We start from the raw sequence: 18,418 nt of genomic DNA, 5'->3' as shown, positions 1-18,418 counted from the left end.
GGTGGCCGCGGGGCGGGTCAGAAGCCGAGCTTGCGGAGCTGCTTGGGGTCCCGCTGCCAGTCCTTGGCGACCTTCACGTGGAGGTCGAGGAAGACGGGGGTCCCGAGCAGCGCCTCGATGTGCTTGCGCGACTTCATCCCCACCTCCTTCAGGCGGGAGCCCTTCGGGCCGATGATGATGCCCTTCTGGCTCGGCCGCTCGATGTAGACGTTGGCGTGGATGTCGAGCAGCGGGCGGTCCGCCGGACGGTTCTCGCGCGGGATCATCTCCTCGACCACCACGGCGATGGAGTGCGGGAGCTCGTCCCGTACGCCTTCGAGCGCGGCCTCACGGATCAGCTCCGCGACCATGACCATCTCGGGCTCGTCGGTGAGGTCGCCCTCCGGGTACAGCGGCGGGCTCTCCGGCAGCAGCGGCGCGATCAGGTCGGCCAGCAGCTGGACCTGGCTGTCGCCGACCGCCGAGACGGGAACGATCTCGGCCCACTCGAAGCCCAGCTCCTCGGCGAGCCGGTGGACGGCGATGAGCTGCTCGCCCACCACCTTCGACTCGACGAGGTCGGTCTTGGTGATGATGGCGATCTTGGGGGTCTTCTTGATCCCCGCGAGTTCCTTGGCGATGAACTTGTCGCCGGGGCCCAGCTTCTGGTCGGCCGGCAGGCAGAAGCCGATGACGTCGACCTCGGCCCAGGTGGTGCGCACCACGTCGTTGAGGCGCTCGCCGAGCAGGGTGCGCGGCTTGTGCAGGCCGGGCGTGTCGACGAGGACGAGCTGGGCGTCGGGGCGGTGCACGATGCCGCGGACGGTGTGGCGGGTGGTCTGCGGCCGGTTGGAGGTGATCGCGACCTTGGTGCCCACGAGTGCGTTGGTGAGGGTCGACTTCCCGGCGTTGGGACGGCCGACGAAGCAGGCGAAGCCCGCACGGTGCGGGGCGGTGGACTCGGGGGAACGATCGCTCATACGGGCCATTCTCCCCGATGCCGCTCCCAGCGCCGACCAGACCAGCGCGATGAGGGCGAGGACGGTCGCGAGCGGCGGGTGCGCGGCGTGGGCGGCACGGCCCTGAGCTGTGCTTCCGTCGGCCCGCGCACGCACCGTGACCTGGGCCCATTCCGCGTCGGGCGGGCCGTCCCAACGGGTTGCGAGGTGTACCTCCTGACCCGGCAGCAGTTCGGCGGGCAGCCCGGTGAGCCCGCGGTCGAGCAGCCGGCGGCCGAGCGCGCCGGTGACCGTCAGGCCGGCGCGGGGCCGGAGGGTGACGTTGCCGGAGTTGAGGAGCGTGTACGAGATCTCCGCGGCGGCGCCGCGCCGGTGCACGGTGACGTCACGGACGGCGAGGGCGGGCGCGGTGGGGCCCGTCACCCGCAGGTACACCCGGGCGGCGACGGCCTGCTGCACCCCGATGCCCGCGGTCGACGCGGCCCCGGCGCCCGCCCCGGGCCGCTCCTCCAGGGCCACGACGGCGCCGGGGTGGTCCCCCGGTTCCGCGCGGTCGGGCACGGTGAGGGTGAAGCCGACGCCGACCGTCCCGCGGGCCGGTACGGTGACCCGCTCCCGGTCGAGCTTCGTCCACGCGGCGGTGGCCCGGCGCGGCTCGTCGGGTCCGCGGAGGGCGAAGCCGCCGTCGCGGGCGGTGTTGTAGGCGTCAGCGGCGTAGAGGCGGAAGGTGCGGGGGTGGTCGCTGCGGTTGGTGAGGGTGACGGCGTCGGTGACGCGCTGGCCGGGTGCGGCGGCGAGGTAGAAACAGGGCCGCCGCCCCAGGGTGTTCGCGGCGGGCAGCACGGACCACCGGCCGTCCCCGGCCTCGGCCGTCCCGGGGATCGCGGCGACGAGCGCGGCGGCGGCGAGCACGGACGCGACCACCGCCCGGAGCGGTCTCCCGACTCCGCCCTTCGGCCGGTTCCCGGGGATGCGCCCCGCGCCCCGCGCGGACGACGGAGGGGCCGTCCCGGTCACGACAGGGTCAGGGTCAGCACCGCCGTGTAGGCGCCCGGTGGGGTGTACGGCGGCACGTGCAGGGTGACCGTCGCCTCGACCGTGAAGGTGCCGCCGGCCGGCGCCCCGTCCGGGGTGGAGGCCAGCACCGCACCCTCCGGGCCGACGACGCCCGCGCTGCCCGGCGTACAGCCGCTCCGGCTGCCCGGGGCCGCCGTGCAGGACGGCGTCCAGGACAGGGACGCGCCCGGGATGCGGATCCCGCCGGGGCCGGTGAAGTCGGTGACCTTGCCGGTCAGGGACCAGCCGGCCGGGCCGCCGCGGTCGTCGGTGACCGTCACCGTGCCGATCCGGCCGGGCGCCGGGCCGCCACCGCCGTACGGGACCGCGCCGAGGGTGATGTCCTGGCCGGCCTGGGTCATGCCGAGCGCGCCCGGCTCGACGGTCACGGTGACCTTCTGGGTCGCGGCCGGCGGCGGGGCGGCGTCGACGACCGTGTACGCGGCCGGGCCGGAACCCTGGCGCGCGGACCAGGCCGTGCCCTCGTAGGCGACGACCGCGGTGGTCGTACGGTCGGTGACCGGCAGCTCCACGACGGCCGTGCCCCGGCCGTCGGCGGTGGCGCGCACCCGGTCGGCGGTCTCGGCGGCGCCGGCCCGTCCGGCGACGGTCACGGAGGCGCCCGGCGGGAACCCGGCGGCGGTGACCACGACCTTGGCGCCGGGCCTTCCGTGGGCGGCGGCCAGGAAGACGCTGCGCAGGTTGGCCGTGGGCAGTGCGGTGGCGGTGAGGCGTGCGGAGACGGGGGCCGCGGACGGACCGGACGCGGCGCAGGAGGTGTCGAGATCCACGAGGTGGCCGGTGTGCAGGGTGTAGGGGCCGGGGGCCAGGGTGATCCCGCCGGGCGCGGTGACGGTGAAGGTGCCGGTCATGGTGACGGCGGGCAGGGGCGCGCCGGCCGGGACGGGGTCGTTGCGCTGCGCGCCGACGACGGTGACCTCGCCGCTCTGGGCGCCCCCGAGCTGGATCCGGCCGGCCGGGGTCAGCACGTCGGCCGGGAGTTCCGCGCCGGTCCCGTCGGCGCCGCCGAGCGGGTTCCGGGCCGGCGTCCCGAGCACCTGGTAGGTGACGGTGACGGTGTCGCCGACCCGGGGCGCCGGGTCGTCCACGGTGATCCGGGCGGTGGTGGGCCCGTCGGCGGGCGGGAGTCCGGTCTCCTGGGGCGCCAGGCACTGCGTGGGGAACTCCACCTGGCCCGGGGGCGTTTCCCCCTCGGCGGCCGCGGGGACGCCCAGGGCGCCCCCGGCCGTGGCCGCGAGGACGGCCACCGCGACCGCTGCCGACCATCTCCGGTTCCGCGCCCCTGTTCGCACTTCCCGCCCCCTGGGTTCCCTCGCGCCGCGCCCCGCGCCGGGGGCCATTCACGAGCGGGCGGCGGGAGAAGTCAATGCGCGGGCCCGGCACCGACTGATGGCTCATCAGGAGATGACAGCGTGGCGTCCCCTGCTCCGGCGGCGCGGAACGTACGCCGGTAGGCCGTCGGGCTCACCCCCAGCGCCGCCTGCACGTGCTTGCGCAGCGACTGCGCCGTCCCGAAGCCGCTCTCCCGCGCGACCCGTTCCATCGACAGCTCCGTCTCCTCCAGCAGTTGCCGCGCCCGTTCCACCCGGCGGCCGGTGATCCACTGGCCGGGGCTGATGCCCGCCTCCTCACGGAAGCGGCGCGTGAACGTCCGTACCGACATGGCCTCCTGCCGGGCCATGTCGGTCAGCCGGAGCGGCTCGTGCAGCCGGTCCAGCACCCAGGCGCGGGCCGCCGTGGTGGTCGCGAGCTGCGGCTCCGGCATCGGGCGTTCGACGAACTGCGCCTGTCCGCCCTCGCGGTGGGGCGGTACGACGGTCCGCCGGGCCGCCTCGTTCGCGACGGCCGCGCCGTGGTCGCGGCGCACGATGTGCAGGCACAGGTCGATGCCCGCGGCGACGCCCGCCGAGGTCAGCACGTCCCCGTCGTCGGTGTAGAGCACGTCGGGGTCCACCCGTACGGCCGGGAAGAGCCGCTGGAAGTGCTCGGCGGAGGCCCAGTGGGTGGTCGCGGGCCGGCCGTCGAGGTAGCCGGCGGCGGCGAGCACGTAGCCGCCGGTGCAGATGGAGACGAGCCGGGTGCCGGGCCGCAGGTGCGCGAGGGCCGCGGCGAGCTCGTCGGTCAGCCTGCCCTCCTCGAAGGCCGGTCCCAGTTCGTACGAGGCCGGTACGACCATCGTGTCGGCGGTCGCGAGCAGCTCGGGGCCGTGCGCGACGTGGATGTCGAAGTCGGCGTCGGTGGCGACCGGGCCGGGCGCGAGACCGCAGGTGAGGATCTCGTACAGCGGCAGTCCGGCCGGATCCTTGGCCCGGCCGAAGATCCGGTGCGGGATGCCGAGCTCGAAGGGCAGCAGCCCCGGGAGCGCCAGGACGACGACGCGGTGCGGCGCGGTTTTCATGGCCCGATCGTATCGAAGCATGACAGTCAGGCCACTGTCGTCCCGTGCCCCGTCGGCCGGAAGCTTCTCGCGTGACCCAGACAGCCGCCGCCCCCGACGCCGCCCCCTCACCCCCCCGCTCCCCGCGGCGGACCAGACGCGTCCACCGTGCCTGGTCCGTCGCCGCCGTCACCTTCGTCACGATCATCGGCGCGGCCGGCTTCGCCTCGCTGCCGGGACTGCTCGTCGAGCCGCTGCACGAGGAGTTCGACTGGTCGCGCGGCACCATCGGCGTGGCCGTCTCCGTCAACCTCGCCCTCTACGGGATCACCGCGCCCTTCGCCGCGGCGCTGATGGACCGCTTCGGCATCCGCCGGGTCGTGGCGGTGGCCCTGACTGTCATCGCGACCGGTGCGGTGGCCACGGTGTGGATGACCGCGCCCTGGCAGCTGGTGCTGTGCTGGGGCGTCCTGGTGGGGCTGGGCAGCGGCTCGATGGCCCTGGCCTTCGCCGCGACGGTGACGGCGCGCTGGTTCACCGCCCGGCGCGGCCTGGTCACCGGCATCCTGACCGCCGCCGGCGCCTCCGGGCAGCTGGTGTTCCTGCCGCTGCTGGCGTGGCTGGTGGACCGGCACGGCTGGCGCCCGGCGACGGTGACGGTCGCCGTGGCGGCGCTGGCCGTCGTGCCCTTCGCCTGGCTGCTGCTGCGCGACCACCCCGCGGACGTGGGGCTCGCCCCGTACGGCGGCACGTACGCGCCCAGGCCGGCCCCGGCCCGCGGCGCGGCGCGGCGGGCGCTGAAGGTCCTCGCCGACGCCGCCCGGACCGGCCCGTTCTGGCTGCTGGCGGGCACCTTCGCGATCTGCGGGGCCTCGACGAACGGGCTCGTGCGGACGCACTTCGTGCCCGCCGCGCACGACCACGGCATGCCGGTGACGGCGGCGGCCGGGCTGCTGGCGGTGATCGGCGTCTTCGACGTGGCCGGCACGGTGTCGTCGGGCTGGTTCACGGACCGCTTCGAGTCACGGCGGCTGCTGGCCGTCTACTACGCCCTGCGCGGGGTCTCGCTGCTCCTGCTGCCGCTCCTGCTGGCGCCGTCGGTGCGGCCGCCGCTGGTCTTCTTCATCGTCTTCTACGGTCTGGACTGGGTCGCGACGGTGCCCCCGACGATCGCGCTGTGCCGCGAGCACTACGGGGACGACGGCGCGATCGTCTTCGGCTGGGTGCTCGCCTCGCACCAGATCGGCGCGGCGGTGGTCGCCTTCCTCGGCGGGCTCGCCCGTGACCTCACGGGCTCGTACGACGTGGTCTGGTACGCGTCGGGGGCCCTGTGCGCGACGGCGGCCCTGATGTCGATGGTCATCCGCCGCCGCTAGCCTCCCGGCGGGGCGGCCGAACCCCTGGGGCTCTGCCCCAGACCCCGCGCCTCGATCGCCGGCGGGGCTCGGTGGTGCGGGGAGGTGCCCCGCCGGAGTGTCTCCTCGGCTCGCGCGGTGCTCCGGATCGCGGTGGTGCCCGGCGGTGCGCGCTCGTCCTGCGGGGACACTCCGCCGTATCCCCAAGTACAGCCCGTGCAGTGCCAGGACGCGCCGCGCCGAGGAGACACCCCTGCCCGGCACCGCGACCCGCCCGCACCGCGCCCGGATCCCGACCCGCAGGACGGGCGGGGCAGGCGCAGCCGAACCCGGCCCCGCCGGAAACGGCGCGGCCCCGGCCGAGCGGTGGTGGCGACCAGAGCCGCCGGGCAGGCGGGACTACGCGGACCCGGCCGGGGTCGTGGACCTCAGGGTGCCGTCAGGGGCCGCCAGGAGGACAGGGGTGTCGGGGCCGCCGAGGTCGCGGACCGCCGCGCGGTCGGCCTCCGCCGGGGCCTCGGCCGCGCTCACGACGGCCGCGGCCTCCAGGGAGCGCGCTCCGCTCGCCACGGCCATCGCGACCGCGGTCTGCAGCGCGCTCAGCTTCAGGGAGTCGAGCTCCACCGTCCCCGCGACGTACGTCCGTCCGGTCTCGTCCCGCACCGCCGCCCCCTCGGGCACCCCGTTGCGGGCCCGGGCGCTGCGCGCCAGCGTGATGATCTTGCTGTCCTCGGGGTCGATCCCGGTGCTCTCCGTCATGGTCGAAAGCATAGGAGCGCGGCCGTCCGGCCGTGCAACGACCCCGCCGCGGCCGGATCAGGGGCGGTCGAGCTTCAGGCGCTCCGCCCTCGGCAGCCCCGCCACCACCAGGTCGTAGGAGTCCTCGACGAGCTCGCGCAGCATCGCCTCGGGGACCCCGCCCACGGTCACCGTGTTCCAGTGCCGCTTGTTCATGTGGTAGCCCGGCGCGATCGCCTCGTGCTCCTCCCGCAGCCGCACCGCCAGCTCCGGTTCGCACTTGAGGTTGATCGTCAGCGGCTCGGCGTCCAGCCGGCTGAGCGCGAACATCTTGCCCATCACCTTGAACACCGAGGTCTCGGGCGTGAAGGGGAACTCCTCCACCGCCGCGTTGAAGCCCAGCAGGAACTCCCGCAGCTGCGCCGGGGTCATTCCCCCTCCTCCCCCGCGGTCTCCGCCGCGGCCACCGGTTCGACCAGCACCGTCACGATCTTGTTCCGCCGGCCCGCCGGCGACTCCGCCGTCAGCCGCAGCGGCCGCCCGTCGGGCAGTTCGACCACCGCCGAGGCGCCCGCGATCGGCACCCGCCCCAGCGCCTTCGCCAGCAGGCCGCCGACCGTCTCGACGTCCTCGTCGTCGAACGCCTCGACCTTGAAGAGCTCGCCGAGGTCGGTGATGTCGAGGCGCGCCGTGACCCGGTAGCGGTCGTCGCCGAGGTCCTCGACCGGCGGGAGCTCCCGGTCGTACTCGTCCGTGATCTCGCCGACGATCTCCTCGAGGATGTCCTCGATGGTGACGATGCCGGCCGTCCCGCCGTACTCGTCGATGACGACGGCCACGTGGTTGCGCACCTGCTGCATCTCGCGCAGCAGGTCGCCCGCGTTCTTGGTGTCGGGCACGAAGACGGCCGGCCGCATCGCCGTCGACACCAGGTCGGCCTCGGCGTCGCGGCTGATGTGCGTCTTGCGGACCAGGTCCTTCAGGTAGACGATCCCGACGATGTCGTCCTCGTTCTCCCCGGTGACCGGGATGCGCGAGAAGCCCGACCGCAGGGCGAGCGTGGTCGCCTGACGGACCGTCTTGTAGCGCTCGATGCAGACCAGGTCGGTGCGCGGCACCATCACCTCGCGCACGAGGGTGTCGCCCAGCTCGAAGACCTGGTGCACCATCCGGCGCTCGTCGTCCTCGATCAGCGATTCCTTCTCGGCGAGGTCGACCATCGCCCGCAGCTCGGCCTCGGAGGCGAAGGGGCCCTTGCGGAAGCCCTTGCCCGGCGTGAGCGCGTTGCCGACGAGGATCAGCAGCTGCGGGATCGGCCCCATGATCCGGGCGAGCGGGACGAGGACGTACGCGGCCGCCGTCGCCGTGTTCAGCGGGTGCTGGCGGCCGATCGTACGGGGGGAGACGCCCACGGCGACGAAGGAGACCAGCACCATCACGGCGATGGCCACCAGCAGCGCGGTCCAGTTGTCGCCGAACTCGTCGAGGCAGACGTAGGTGACGAGGACCCCGGCCGCCATCTCGCAGGTGACCCGGACCAGCAGCGCCACGTTGAGGTAGCGGGTGGGGTCGCCGGCGACCTGGGCTAGCTTCTCGCTGCCGCGCCTGCCCTCCCGTACGGCCTGCTCGGCACGGAAGATCGAGATGCGGGCGATGCCGGACTCCGCGCACGCCGCGAACCAGGCCACGACCACCAGCAGCACCGCGCCGGTGATCAGTTGCGGGGCGCTCACGAGACGGTGGGAGCCGGGGACGGGCCGGTCAGCCCGTGCTCACCGCGCCAGCCGTCCACGATCGCCGCCTGGAGGCCGAACATCTCGGCCTTCTCGTCCGGCTCCTCGTGGTCGTAGCCCAGCAGGTGCAGCACCCCGTGGACGGTCAGGAGCTGGAGCTCCTCGTCCATGGAGTGCTGCGTCGGGGCTTCCTCACCCTGCTTCTTCGCGACCTCGGGGCAGAGCACGATGTCGCCGAGGAGCCCCTGCGGGGGCTCCTCGTCGTCCTTCGTCGGCGGACGGAGCTCGTCCATCGGGAAGGACATCACGTCGGTCGGGCCCGGCAGGTCCATCCACTGGATGTGGAGCTGCTCCATCGCGTCCTCGTCGACGATGATGACGGAGAAGCTCCGAGAGCGGATGGATCCGCATCCGGGTGAGCGCGTAGCGGGCGATGTCGAGGATCGCCTGCTCGTCGACCTCGGTTCCGGACTCGTTGTTGACGTCGATCGACATGGTGCGCTGGGTTCTACTTCCGCTGGTAGCCGTGGGCGGCCTGCTGGCCGTCGTCGTACTTCTCGTACGCGTCGACGATACGGCCGACCAGCTTGTGCCGGACGACATCCTCGGACGTGAGCCTGGAGAAGTGGATGTCCGGTACCCCGTCGAGGATTTCCTGAACCTGCCGCAGGCCGCTCCTCGCCCCTCCGGGAAGGTCGATCTGGGTGATGTCACCGGTGATCACGATCTTCGAGTCGAAGCCGAGCCGGGTCAGGAACATCTTCATCTGCTCGGTCGTCGTGTTCTGGGCCTCGTCGAGGACCACGAACGCGTCGTTGAGCGTGCGTCCGCGCATGTACGCCAGCGGCGCGACCTCGATCGTGCCCGCAGCCATGAGCCGCGGGATCGAGTCGGGGTCGAGCATGTCGTGCAGGGCGTCGTAGAGCGGGCGCAGGTAGGGGTCGATCTTGTCGAAGAGGGTGCCCGGCAGGAAGCCGAGCCGCTCCCCCGCCTCGACGGCGGGCCTGGTCAGGATGATCCGGCTGACCTGCTTGGACTGCAGGGCCTGGACCGCCTTGGCCATGGCGAGGTAGGTCTTGCCGGTACCGGCGGGGCCGATGCCGAAGACGATCGTGTTCTTGTCGATCGCGTCGACGTACCGCTTCTGGTTGAGGGTCTTGGGGCGGATGGTGCGGCCGCGGCTGGAGAGGATGTTCTGGGTGAGCACCTCGGCGGGCGTCTCGGGCCCGTCGCCGTTGCCGTTCGCGCTCGCCTTGAGCATGGCGATCGAGCGTTCCACTGCGTCCTCCGTCATCGGCTGCCCGGTGCGGAGCACCAGCATCATCTCGTCGAACAGTCGCTGGATCAGAGCGACTTCCGCCGCCTCTCCGATCGCGCTGACCTGGTTGCCCCGAACATGGATGTCGGCCTTCGGGAAGGCCTTCTCGATCACGCGCAGCAGGGCGTCGCCCGAGCCGAGCACCGTCACCATCGGGTGGGTGGCCGGTACGGTGAAGTGCGCTCGCGCCTGCCCCGGCGCGGGGATGTGGGCTGTCGATGTCTGAGTCATGGGCCGGCACTGTGGCCTGCGCATACCTCCCGCTGAGGGGCCGCGCCGATCGACGACCTCCGGAATACCAAGCGTACGTCGCCGCCGCGGCATCCCCGAGAGGTTTTACCCGCCGCCCGCGCCGCGGCCCGCGCCCCCGCCCCGCGCTCCCCCGGCTACGCGGAGTGCCGGAAGCCGATGGTCGGCACGGCCCTGCGCCGGGCGGCCGGGGTCGCGGCCGAGGGGATCAGGTCGTCCAGGAAGCCGTAGCGGCCGCGCAGCGCGTGCGGGGCGGCCCGCCACCAGTGGGCCACCTCCGGCCAGCCGGGGGCCGACAGGGAGCCGCCGAACTCCTGGACCGACAGGGCCGCGGTCAGCCCCGCGAAGGCCAGCCGGTCCGCCAGCGGCCAGCCCGCCAGGGTGCCGGTGACGAAGCCCGCCACGTAGACGTCCCCCGCCCCGGTGGGGTCCAGGGCGTCGACGGCGATGCCCGGGACGTGGGCCGTCTCGCCGGTGTGCCCGTCCACCGCGTACGAGCCCTCCGGGCCCATGGTCACCACCGCGATCGGCACCTTCTCGGCCAGGGCGCGGGCCGCCGCCCGGGGACACTCGGTGCGCGTGTACCGCATCGCCTCGCCCGCGTTCGGCAGGAAGGCCTCGCAGTGCTCCAGGTCGGCCAGGGCCTCCAGGTCCCAGCGTCCGCTCTCGTCCCACCCGACGTCCGCGAAGACCCGCGCGCCGCGCCGGGCGGCCTCGCCGATCCATTCCTCGCCGCGGCCGGGGCCCAGCGAGGCCACGGCGGCGCGGGCGCGCGGTGGGCACGGCGGGAGGGGCCCGGGGTCCGCGGGCGGAGGGGCCTCGTGGCCGTGGGAGACCATCGTGCGCTCGCCCTCGTACGCCATCGAGACGGTGACGGGGCTGTGCCAGCCGGGGACGATCCGCGACATGGACAGGTCGATGCCCTCGCCCTGCTCCAGGGCGTCCCAGCAGTACTCGCCGTAGTGGTCGTCGCCGAAGGCCGCGGCCAGCGAGGTGCGCAGGCCGAGCCGGGCCAGGGCGGTGGCCATGTTGGCGACGCCGCCGGGGCTGGAGCCCATGCCGCGCGCCCAGGACTCCGTACCGCGCACGGGGGCCGAGTCGAGGCCGGTGAAGATGATGTCGAGGAAGACCGTTCCGGTCAGGAAGACGTCGCAGCCCGGTTCCTCCGGGTCGCGCACCGGACCGAGCGGGTCGAGGGCTGCGGTGCGGCTGTCGAGGTCCCCACTGGTCACGGTGGTCTCCCCTGTCGGTTTCGAAGGGCCGTTTCTCGGTGAAAGCTGCCAGGTCTTCCCGCCCCGGGCGGGATCAAAACCCAGTGTGGCGCAGGTCACCCGGGACGTGCCCTCCGGGCCGATCACCTGAACCCGTGCGAGCCCGGCCCGGGGGCGGCGCGCACCCCGGGCCGCCCGTGTCAGCCCCGCTTCGGCAGCGGTACCCGCATCAGGTCCGCGGCCACCGTGAGTTCCCCTTCGAAGCCCGCCGCGCGCGCCTGGCGCTCGAACTCGGCGGGGTCGGTGTAGCGCTGCGAGAAGTGCGTCAGCACGAGGTGCCGTACGCCCGCGTCGCGCGCCACCCGCGCCGCCTGGCCGGCGGTGAGGTGCCCGTGGTCGGTGGCGAGGCGTTCGTCCTCGTCGAGAAAGGTCGACTCGATCACCAGCATGTCGCAGCCCTCGGCCAGCTCGTCCACACCGGGGCAGAGCCGGGTGTCCATGACGAACGCGAAGCGCTGCCCGGGCCTGGGCTCGCTGACGTCCTCCAGCGTCACCCCGCCGAGCCGTCCCTCGCGCTGGATCCGGCCCACGTCGGGGCCCTTGATCCCGTGCCGGGCGAGCTGTTCGGGCACCATCCTGCGCCCGTCGGGCTCGACGATCCGGTAGCCGAAGGACTCCACCGGGTGGGAGAGCCGCCGCGTCTCCAGGACGTACGAGGCCGCCCGGGCCACCGGCCCGTCCTCGGACACCGGCTCCTCGCGCAGCGGCACGGTCTCCCGGTAGGCCGTGGCGTACCTCAGCCGGTCGAAGAACTTCTGCCCGGACGCCGGGTAGTGCGCGGCGACGGGGTGCGGGACCTGGTCGAGGTTGATCCGCTGGATCACCCCGGCGAGGCCGAGGCTGTGGTCACCGTGGAAGTGGGTGACGCAGATCCGGTTGATGTCGTGCGCGGCCACCCCGGCACGCAGCATCTGGCGCTGCGTGCCCTCGCCCGGGTCGAAGAGGATCCCTTCCCCGTCCCACCGCAGCAGGTAGCCGTTGTGGTTGCGGTGGCGGGTGGGCACCTGGCTTGCGGTGCCCAGCACCACGAACTCTCTGACGGACACGTGCTATCCCGGGGGCCACTGGAGGCCGCGGCCGCCCAGGACGTGGGCGTGGGCGTGCCAGACGGTCTGTCCGGCGCCGGAGCCGGTGTTGAAGACGATCCGGTAGCCGTGGTCCTCGATCTTCTCGTCGGCGGCGACCCGGGCGGCCTCACGCAGCACGTCGGCGGCGACGCCCGGCTCGGCGGCCGCGAGGGAGGCCGCGTCGGGGTAGTGCACCTTGGGGATGACGAGCACGTGCGTGGGCGCCTGCGGGTTGATGTCCCGGAAAGCGACGGTGGTCTCGGTCTCCCGGACCACCGTCGCGGGGACGGCCCCCTCGACGATCTTGCAGAACAGGCAGTCGGCCTGCGGTTCCCCGGCCATTGCGCACCCTCCCGTGATGGTGATCGGTCGGGGCATCGTATCCAGCCGGACGCCCGCGGCGGGCGTGCGTTCCGGCCGGTCAGGCCCAGCGTCCGGTGCGGGCCAGCAGGACCGCCGCGGCCGCGGTGCCGGCGGTGGACGTCCGCAGGACGGAACGGCCCAGGCGGTACGGGTGCGCCCCGGCCGCGGCGAAGACCTCCAGCTCCTCCGGGGAGACCCCGCCCTCCGGGCCGACCACCAGGACGACGGAGCCGGAGGCGGGCAGCTCGGCCGTGGCCAGTGCCTGCGAGAGGGTGTCGCGGTCCTCGTGCAGGACCATCGCCAGGTCGGCGCCGGCCAGCAGCTCGGCGACCTGCTTGGTGGACATCGCCCCGGCCACCTCCGGGAAGCGGACCCGACGGGACTGCTTGCCCGCCTCCCGGGCCGTGGCCCGCCACTTGGCCAGGGACTTGGCGCCGCGGTCGCCGCGCCACTGGGTGATGCAGCGCGAGGCCTGCCAGGGCACGATCGCGTCCACACCGGTCTCGGTCATGGTCTCCACGGCCAGCTCGCCGCGGTCCCCCTTGGGCAGGGCCTGGACCACGGTGATGCGGACCGCGGGCTCCTCCTCCCGCCCGGCCGAGGTGACCGCGACGACGAGCCTGTCCTTGCCCTCGGCCGCCTTCACGACCGCCTCCGCCCAGCCGCCCCGGCCGTCGGTCAGGACCACCTGCTCGCCCGGGTTCAGCCGTTTCACGGACACGGCGTGCCGGCCCTCGGGGCCGTCCAGGACGTAGTCCGCCCCCGCGGGAACCTCTTCGACCACGAACACCGGGGCCGTCATGACGCACTCCTCATCTGCATTTCCTTCAACGTGTGCCGTGCCTCGGCCAGTTCCGCCGCCAGCACCTCCACCAGCTGCGCCGCCGGCAGCGCCCGGGCCAGCCGGTGCCCCTGGCCCGCCCACAGGGCCATGCCCTGGGGGTCGCCGGCCGCGGCGGCCGCCTTGCGCAGCCCGGAGGTCAGGTGGTGGACCTGGGGGTAGGCGGCCGGGGCGTAAGGGCCGTGCTCGCGCACGAAGCGGTTGACCAGCCCCCGCGCGGGCCTGCCGGAGAAGGCCCGGGTCAGCTCCGTCCGGACGAAGAGCGGATCGGTCAGCGCCTTCTTGTGCACGGGGTCCGCGCCCGATTCGGGACAGACCAGGAACGCCGTCCCGAGCTGCGCCGCAGCCGCGCCCGCCGCCAGCAGGGCGGCGATCTGCGCCCCCCGCATGACGCCGCCCGCCGCGATGATCGGCAGCCCCACGGCCTCCCGCACCTGCGCCACCAGCGCGAGCAGTCCCACGGACGCCGTTCCGTCGATCTGCGGGTCGTCGCGGTGGGTGCCCTGGTGGCCGCCGGCCTCGACGCCCTGGACGCAGACGGCGTCGGCGCCCGCCCGCTGCGCACTGCGGGCCTCCTCCACCGAGGTCACCGTGACGACGCTGTACGTACCGGCCTTGCGCAGGGCGGCGAGGGCCGCGGGGGCCGGACAGCCGAAGGTGAACGACACGACCGGGACCGGGTCCTCGAGCAGGATGGCGAGCTTGGCGTCGTAGCCGTCGTCGCTGGTGCCGATGATGTCCTCCTCGGCGAGGGAGATCTCGTACCAGCTGGCCTCGCCGGCCAGCTGCCCGCGGTACGCCTCCACCGCGGCCGGGTCGGCGCAGCCGGTTTGCGGCATGAACAGGTTGACGCCGAAGGGGCGCCGGGTGAGCGCGCGGACCTGCTTGATCTCCTGGTACATCCCGTCGGCGGTCTTGTAGCCCCCGGCCAGGAAGCCCAGCCCGCCCGCCTCGCACACGGCGGCCACGAGCGGCGGGCACGAGGCGCCGCCCGCCATGGGGGCCTGCACGATCGGGTGGGAGGAGAGACCGTTCGCCGCGGTGGACATGGACTGCATCGTGCCACGTCCGGCCCAGGGGGCCGAATCACCGCATTCGCCTGGCATAGTCCGCTTCCCGGCGTGCCAGGGGGCGGCTGAGGGACCACGCGAAGAGCCCGGCCGGGGTGTCCCCGGGCCGGGCTCGAAGCGGTGCTCGCGCTAAGGTCAGCGACCGTTGAAAGCGTCCTTCAGGCGGCTGAACAGGCCCTGCTGGCCCGGCGCGAACTGGCCCATGGGCCGCTCCTCGCCGCGCAGCTTCGCCAGCTGGCGCAGCAGCTCCTCCTGCTGGGCGTCCAGCTTGCCCGGGGTGGTGACCTCGACGTGGACGATCAGGTCGCCGCGACCGCCGCCGCGCAGGTGCGTGACGCCGCGCCCGTGCAGCGGGATCGCCTGGCCGGACCCGGTGCCGGGCCGGATGTCGATCTCCTCCAGGCCGTCGAGCGTCTCCAGCGGGCATTTGGTGCCCAGTGCGGCCGCCGTCATGGGGATGGTGACCGTGCAGTGCAGGTCGTCCCCGCGCCGCTGGAAGGTCGGGTGCGCCAGCTCGTGGATCTCCACGTACAGGTCGCCGGCGGGGCCGCCGCCGGGGCCGACCTCGCCCTCGCCCGCGAGCTGGATCCGGGTGCCGTTCTCGACACCGGCCGGGATCTTGACCGTGAGGCTGCGGCGGGAACGCACCCGGCCGTCGCCCGCGCACTCGTGGCACGGGGTCGGGACGACGGTGCCGAAGCCCTGGCACTGCGGGCAGGGCCGCGAGGTCATGACCTGGCCCAGGAAGGACCGGGTGACCTGCGAGACCTCACCGCGGCCGCGGCACATGTCACACGTCTGCGCCGAGGTGCCGGGGGCCGCGCCCTCGCCGGAGCAGGTGGTGCAGACGACGGCCGTGTCGACCTGGATGTCCTTGGTCGTCCCGAAGGCCGCCTCGTCCAGCTCCAGGTCCAGGCGGATCATGGCGTCCTGGCCACGGCGGGTCCGCGAGCGCGGGCCGCGCTGCGAGGCCTGGCCGAAGAAGGCGTCCATGATGTCGGAGAAGTTGCCGAAGCCGCCCGCTCCGAAGCCGCCGGCGCCACCGCCGCCGCCCGAGGAGGACAGCGGGTCGCCACCGAGGTCGTAGACCTGCTTCTTCTGCGGGTCCGAGAGCACCTCGTAGGCCGCGTTGATCTCCTTGAAGCGCTCCTGCGTCTTCGGATCCGGATTCACGTCCGGGTGGAGTTCACGCGCGAGGCGCCGGAAGGCCTTCTTGATCTCGTCCTGAGATGCGTCGCGGCGTACGCCGAGGACGGCGTAGTAGTCCGTGGCCACTTACGACTCCGCCAGGATCTGTCCGACGTAACGTGCCACTGCGCGTACCGCTCCCATCGTTCCGGGGTAGTCCATGCGGGTCGGTCCGACCACGCCGAGTTTGGCGACCGTTTCGCCGCCCGAACCGTAACCGACCGAGACGACCGACGTGGAGTTGAGCCCCTCGTAGGCGTTCTCGTGCCCGATCCTTACGGCCATTCCCGACTCGTTGGCCTCGCCGAGCAGCTTGAGGAGCACGACCTGCTCCTCCAGCGCCTCCAGCACCGGCCTGATCGTCAGGGGGAAATCGTGTCCGAAACGGGTGAGATTGGCGGTACCGCCGATCATCAGCCGCTCCTCCGCCTCCTCGACCAGGGTTTCGAGGAGGGTCGACAGCACGGTGGAGACCGTGCCGCGGTCGTCGGCCTCGAAGGACTCCGGGAGGTCCTTGACCAGCGGCGGCACGTCCGTGAAGCGACGGCCGACGACCCTGCTGTTGAGCCGGGCCCGCAGATCGGCCAGCGCGGCCTCGCCGAAGGGGTTCGGGCAGTCGACGAGCCGCTGCTCGACGCGTCCGGTGTCCGTGATCAGTACGAGCATCAGGCGCGCGGGAGCGAGCGAGAGCAGCTCCACGTGCCGGACGGTCGACCGGGTCAGGCTCGGGTACTGGACGACCGCGACCTGCCGGGTCAGCTGCGCGAGCAGCCGCACCGTACGGCCGACGACGTCGTCGAGGTCGACCGCTCCGTCGAGGAAGTTCTGGATGGCCCGGCGTTCGGGCGTCGACAGGGGCTTGACCCCCGCCAGCTTGTCGACGAAGAGCCGGTAGCCCTTGTCGGTGGGGATCCGGCCGGCACTGGTGTGGGGCTGCGCGATGTAGCCCTCCTCCTCCAGCACGGCCATGTCGTTGCGCACGGTGGCGGGCGAGACGCCGAGACGGTGCCGCTCGGTGAGCGCCTTGGAGCCGACGGGCTCCTCCGTCCCGACGTAGTCCTGGACGATGGCGCGCAGCACTTCGAGTCTGCGTTCGCTGAGCATCGCGCACACCTCCAGCGTGATCCGTTGCCGTGTTCTGCTTCTGCCGTGTTCTGACGTTCGTTGGCACTCTGTACGTTCGAGTGCCAGGAATCCCCCGCTCAGTGTACGGCCGGGTAGTAAGCCCCTGGCAAGGGAGGCCCGCCAGGGTAGCGTCGCGGCATGGACGTGCATTGGGAAGAGGCGGGCTGGGAACGGCTCACCGGACGGGCCGGCCGACGGCGTCTGCCGGTGTGGGACTGCACGGTGGGACTGGTGGTGGGGGACGAGTCGGTCCTTCTGGTCGACCCCGGTTCGAGCGTCCGCGAGGGCGCGGAGGTGCGTGCGCAGGCCGAGCGGTTGACGGGACGGAGCGTGACCCATCTCGCATTCACGCACGGTCATTTCGATCACGTCCTGGGCGCGGCCGCCTTCTCGGGGGTCGAGGTCTTCGGGGCGGTCGGGCTGGACGCGCTGCTCGCGTCGGGCCGTGAGGAGCTGCGCGGGGACGCGGTGCGCCACGGGCTCGGGGAGGAGGAGGCGGCCGAGGCGGTGGACCTGCTGGTGCTGCCCGGTCACGCGGTGTCCGGCGAGTGGACGCTGGAGCTGGGCGGGGTGCAGGTGCTGCTGGCCAACGTGGGACCCGGGCACACCGGGCACGACCTGGCCGTCTTCATCCCGGGCGAGCGCGAGACCGTGTTCTGCGGGGATCTGGTGGAGGAGTCGGGCGAGCCGTCGGCGGGCCCGGACGCGGTGCCGCGGCAGTGGCCCGCCGCCCTGGACCGGCTGCTGTCGCTGGGCGGCGAGGACGCGCTGTACGTGCCGGGTCACGGAGCGGTGGTCACCGCGGACTTCGTGCGTGCGCAACGCGCCACACTGGCGGCCCGTTCCGGCGTGTCGTAGGCGGAAGGCGCAGGGCTCTCCTAAGGTCGGCCGGATGCGCGAGTACTCCCCCGACCTGACCCCGCAGTGGAAGCGACCCAGGACCGTGCCGGAGGTCGCCGCGGAACCGGACCTCGTGGTCGAGGTGGCGGGTACGGACTTCTGCGGCGCGGTGGTGGCCTGCGAGGCGGGCACCGTGACCCTGGAGGACCGCTTCGGCAAGCGCCGGGTGTTCCCGATGGAGCCCCGGGGCTTCCTGCTGGACGGCGCGGTGGTCACCCTGGTCCGCCCGCCCCGGGGGCCGTCGGTGCCGTCCCGGACGGCCTCGGGGTCGATCGCCGTCCCCGGCGCGCGGGCGCGGGTGGCCCGGGCGGGCCGGATCTACGTCGAGGGCCGGCACGACGCCGAGCTGGTGGAGCGGGTCTGGGGCGACGACCTGCGCATCGAGGGCGTGGTGGTCGAGTACCTGGAGGGCGTCGACGACCTCCCGGCGGTGGTGGCGGAGTTCGGTCCGGCGCCGGACGCCCGGTTGGGGGTGCTGGTGGACCACCTGGTGCCGGGTTCGAAGGAGTCCCGCATCGCGGCCGCGGTGACCTCGCCGGACGTGCTGGTGGTGGGGCACCCGTACGTGGACGTCTGGCAGGCGGTGAAGCCGTCCGCGCTGGGCATCCCGGCGTGGCCGGTGGTCCCGCGCGGCCAGGACTGGAAGACGGGAGTCTGCAGGGCGCTGGGCTGGCCGGAGAACACCGGGGCCGCCTGGCAGCACATCCTGTCCCGGGTGAACTCCTACAAGGACCTGGAGCCCACCCTGCTGGGCCGCGTGGAAGAGCTGATCGACTTCGTCACGGCCGGCGGCGACGCCTGAACCGGT

17 protein-coding genes and 1 pseudogene are annotated in these 18,418 nt (G+C 73.5%); 3 read left to right on the top strand and 15 right to left on the bottom strand.

The window, feature by feature from the left end; translation table 11 throughout:
• Window positions 1-17: 17 nt before the first annotated feature.
• The 3 genes from era to AC2RP6_RS26360 form a co-directional block, all read right to left on the bottom strand.
• Window positions 18-968: a GTPase Era gene (gene era, locus AC2RP6_RS26370; protein WP_168714643.1), complete on the bottom strand. Its 951-nt coding sequence runs from the start codon at window positions 966-968 to the stop codon at window positions 18-20.
• A 983-nt stretch (window positions 969-1,951) separates the two neighbouring features.
• A complete protein-coding gene (locus tag AC2RP6_RS26365) occupies window positions 1,952-3,262 on the bottom strand; it encodes a WxL domain-containing protein (protein WP_486448431.1) in 1,311 nt (436 codons plus the stop codon).
• Between the two features lie 116 nt (window positions 3,263-3,378).
• Window positions 3,379-4,413 (bottom strand): GlxA family transcriptional regulator, encoded by a 1,035-nt coding sequence (locus tag AC2RP6_RS26360; protein ID WP_486448430.1) that lies wholly within the window; start codon window positions 4,411-4,413, stop codon window positions 3,379-3,381.
• A gap of 71 nt (window positions 4,414-4,484) precedes the next feature.
• Here AC2RP6_RS26360 and AC2RP6_RS26355 point away from each other — a divergent pair, with 71 nt between their 5' ends.
• Entirely contained in the window at window positions 4,485-5,768 is a 1,284-nt protein-coding gene (locus tag AC2RP6_RS26355) for an MFS transporter (protein WP_486448429.1), read from the top strand.
• Between the two features lie 378 nt (window positions 5,769-6,146).
• Here the strand turns inward: AC2RP6_RS26355 and AC2RP6_RS26350 are convergent, their stop codons facing one another.
• The 12 genes and pseudogenes from AC2RP6_RS26350 to hrcA all read right to left on the bottom strand — a co-directional run bounded on the left by AC2RP6_RS26350 (window position 6,147) and on the right by hrcA (window position 16,689).
• Window positions 6,147-6,506, bottom strand: a complete 360-nt coding sequence (locus AC2RP6_RS26350) for a cytidine deaminase (RefSeq protein WP_486448428.1) — start codon at window positions 6,504-6,506, stop codon at window positions 6,147-6,149.
• Between the two features lie 57 nt (window positions 6,507-6,563).
• Window positions 6,564-6,917, bottom strand: a complete 354-nt coding sequence (locus AC2RP6_RS26345) for an MmcQ/YjbR family DNA-binding protein (protein WP_486448427.1) — start codon at window positions 6,915-6,917, stop codon at window positions 6,564-6,566.
• A complete protein-coding gene (locus AC2RP6_RS26340) occupies window positions 6,914-8,218 on the bottom strand; it encodes a hemolysin family protein (RefSeq protein ID WP_486448426.1) in 1,305 nt (434 codons plus the stop codon). The genes AC2RP6_RS26345 and AC2RP6_RS26340 overlap by 4 nt, the downstream gene beginning before the upstream one ends.
• Window positions 8,215-8,713 (bottom strand): annotated as a pseudogene (ybeY, locus tag AC2RP6_RS26335) (rRNA maturation RNase YbeY). The gene AC2RP6_RS26340 and the pseudogene ybeY overlap by 4 nt, the downstream one beginning before the upstream one ends.
• Before the next feature lie 13 nt (window positions 8,714-8,726).
• Window positions 8,727-9,767, bottom strand: coding sequence for a PhoH family protein (locus AC2RP6_RS26330; protein WP_486448425.1), 1,041 nt, complete (start codon window positions 9,765-9,767; stop codon window positions 8,727-8,729).
• A 155-nt stretch (window positions 9,768-9,922) separates the two neighbouring features.
• Window positions 9,923-11,017 carry a carbohydrate kinase family protein gene (locus AC2RP6_RS26325; RefSeq protein ID WP_486448424.1) on the bottom strand — a complete coding sequence of 365 codons (1,095 nt, stop codon included), beginning with the start codon at window positions 11,015-11,017 and terminating at the stop codon, window positions 9,923-9,925.
• 179 nt (window positions 11,018-11,196) lie between these two features.
• A complete protein-coding gene (locus AC2RP6_RS26320) occupies window positions 11,197-12,102 on the bottom strand; it encodes a ribonuclease Z (protein WP_486448423.1) in 906 nt (301 codons plus the stop codon).
• A 3-nt stretch (window positions 12,103-12,105) separates the two neighbouring features.
• Complete coding sequence (locus tag AC2RP6_RS26315; RefSeq protein ID WP_486448422.1) at window positions 12,106-12,465, bottom strand: histidine triad nucleotide-binding protein; 360 nt, start codon at window positions 12,463-12,465, stop codon at window positions 12,106-12,108.
• A 79-nt stretch (window positions 12,466-12,544) separates the two neighbouring features.
• Complete coding sequence (locus AC2RP6_RS26310; protein WP_486448421.1) at window positions 12,545-13,288, bottom strand: 16S rRNA (uracil(1498)-N(3))-methyltransferase; 744 nt, start codon at window positions 13,286-13,288, stop codon at window positions 12,545-12,547.
• Window positions 13,285-14,376, bottom strand: a complete 1,092-nt coding sequence (locus AC2RP6_RS26305; RefSeq protein WP_486448420.1) for a nitronate monooxygenase — start codon at window positions 14,374-14,376, stop codon at window positions 13,285-13,287. Before AC2RP6_RS26305 ends, AC2RP6_RS26310 begins: the two co-directional genes overlap by 4 nt.
• Before the next feature lie 156 nt (window positions 14,377-14,532).
• Window positions 14,533-15,672, bottom strand: a complete 1,140-nt coding sequence (gene dnaJ / locus AC2RP6_RS26300; protein ID WP_030649843.1) for a molecular chaperone DnaJ — start codon at window positions 15,670-15,672, stop codon at window positions 14,533-14,535.
• On the bottom strand, window positions 15,673-16,689 hold the full coding sequence (gene hrcA, locus AC2RP6_RS26295) for a heat-inducible transcriptional repressor HrcA (protein ID WP_486448419.1): 1,017 nt from the start codon (window positions 16,687-16,689) through the stop codon (window positions 15,673-15,675).
• 159 nt (window positions 16,690-16,848) lie between these two features.
• On the opposite strand from hrcA, the gene AC2RP6_RS26290 reads away from it, so the two are divergent.
• A complete protein-coding gene (locus AC2RP6_RS26290) occupies window positions 16,849-17,568 on the top strand; it encodes an MBL fold metallo-hydrolase (protein ID WP_486448418.1) in 720 nt (239 codons plus the stop codon).
• Window positions 17,569-17,602: 34 nt separating this feature from the next.
• Window positions 17,603-18,412, top strand: coding sequence for a DUF3097 domain-containing protein (locus tag AC2RP6_RS26285; RefSeq protein WP_486448417.1), 810 nt, complete (start codon window positions 17,603-17,605; stop codon window positions 18,410-18,412).
• Window positions 18,413-18,418 lie beyond the last annotated feature (6 nt).

The organism is Streptomyces sp. WAC03905 (assembly GCF_057371075.1).
Note: the sequence above shows the minus strand (reverse complement) of the source record. Positions and strands in the feature narration are given on the sequence as shown.

What these genes read in the sequence shown, in the direction of transcription:
- era (WP_168714643.1), bottom strand. Translation starts at nt 968, where the DNA reads ATGGCCCGTATGAGCGATCGTTCCCCCGAGTCCACCGCCCCGCACCGT.
- hrcA (WP_486448419.1), bottom strand. Translation starts at nt 16,689, where the DNA reads ATGCTCAGCGAACGCAGACTCGAAGTGCTGCGCGCCATCGTCCAGGAC.
- AC2RP6_RS26315 (WP_486448422.1), bottom strand. Translation starts at nt 12,465, where the DNA reads ATGGCCGGGGAACCGCAGGCCGACTGCCTGTTCTGCAAGATCGTCGAG.
- AC2RP6_RS26290 (WP_486448418.1), top strand. Translation starts at nt 16,849, where the DNA reads ATGGACGTGCATTGGGAAGAGGCGGGCTGGGAACGGCTCACCGGACGG.
- AC2RP6_RS26345 (WP_486448427.1), bottom strand. Translation starts at nt 6,917, where the DNA reads ATGACCCCGGCGCAGCTGCGGGAGTTCCTGCTGGGCTTCAACGCGGCG.
- AC2RP6_RS26350 (WP_486448428.1), bottom strand. Translation starts at nt 6,506, where the DNA reads ATGACGGAGAGCACCGGGATCGACCCCGAGGACAGCAAGATCATCACG.
- AC2RP6_RS26285 (WP_486448417.1), top strand. Translation starts at nt 17,603, where the DNA reads ATGCGCGAGTACTCCCCCGACCTGACCCCGCAGTGGAAGCGACCCAGG.
- AC2RP6_RS26330 (WP_486448425.1), bottom strand. Translation starts at nt 9,767, where the DNA reads ATGACTCAGACATCGACAGCCCACATCCCCGCGCCGGGGCAGGCGCGA.
- AC2RP6_RS26305 (WP_486448420.1), bottom strand. Translation starts at nt 14,376, where the DNA reads ATGTCCACCGCGGCGAACGGTCTCTCCTCCCACCCGATCGTGCAGGCC.
- AC2RP6_RS26360 (WP_486448430.1), bottom strand. Translation starts at nt 4,413, where the DNA reads ATGAAAACCGCGCCGCACCGCGTCGTCGTCCTGGCGCTCCCGGGGCTG.
- AC2RP6_RS26310 (WP_486448421.1), bottom strand. Translation starts at nt 13,288, where the DNA reads ATGACGGCCCCGGTGTTCGTGGTCGAAGAGGTTCCCGCGGGGGCGGAC.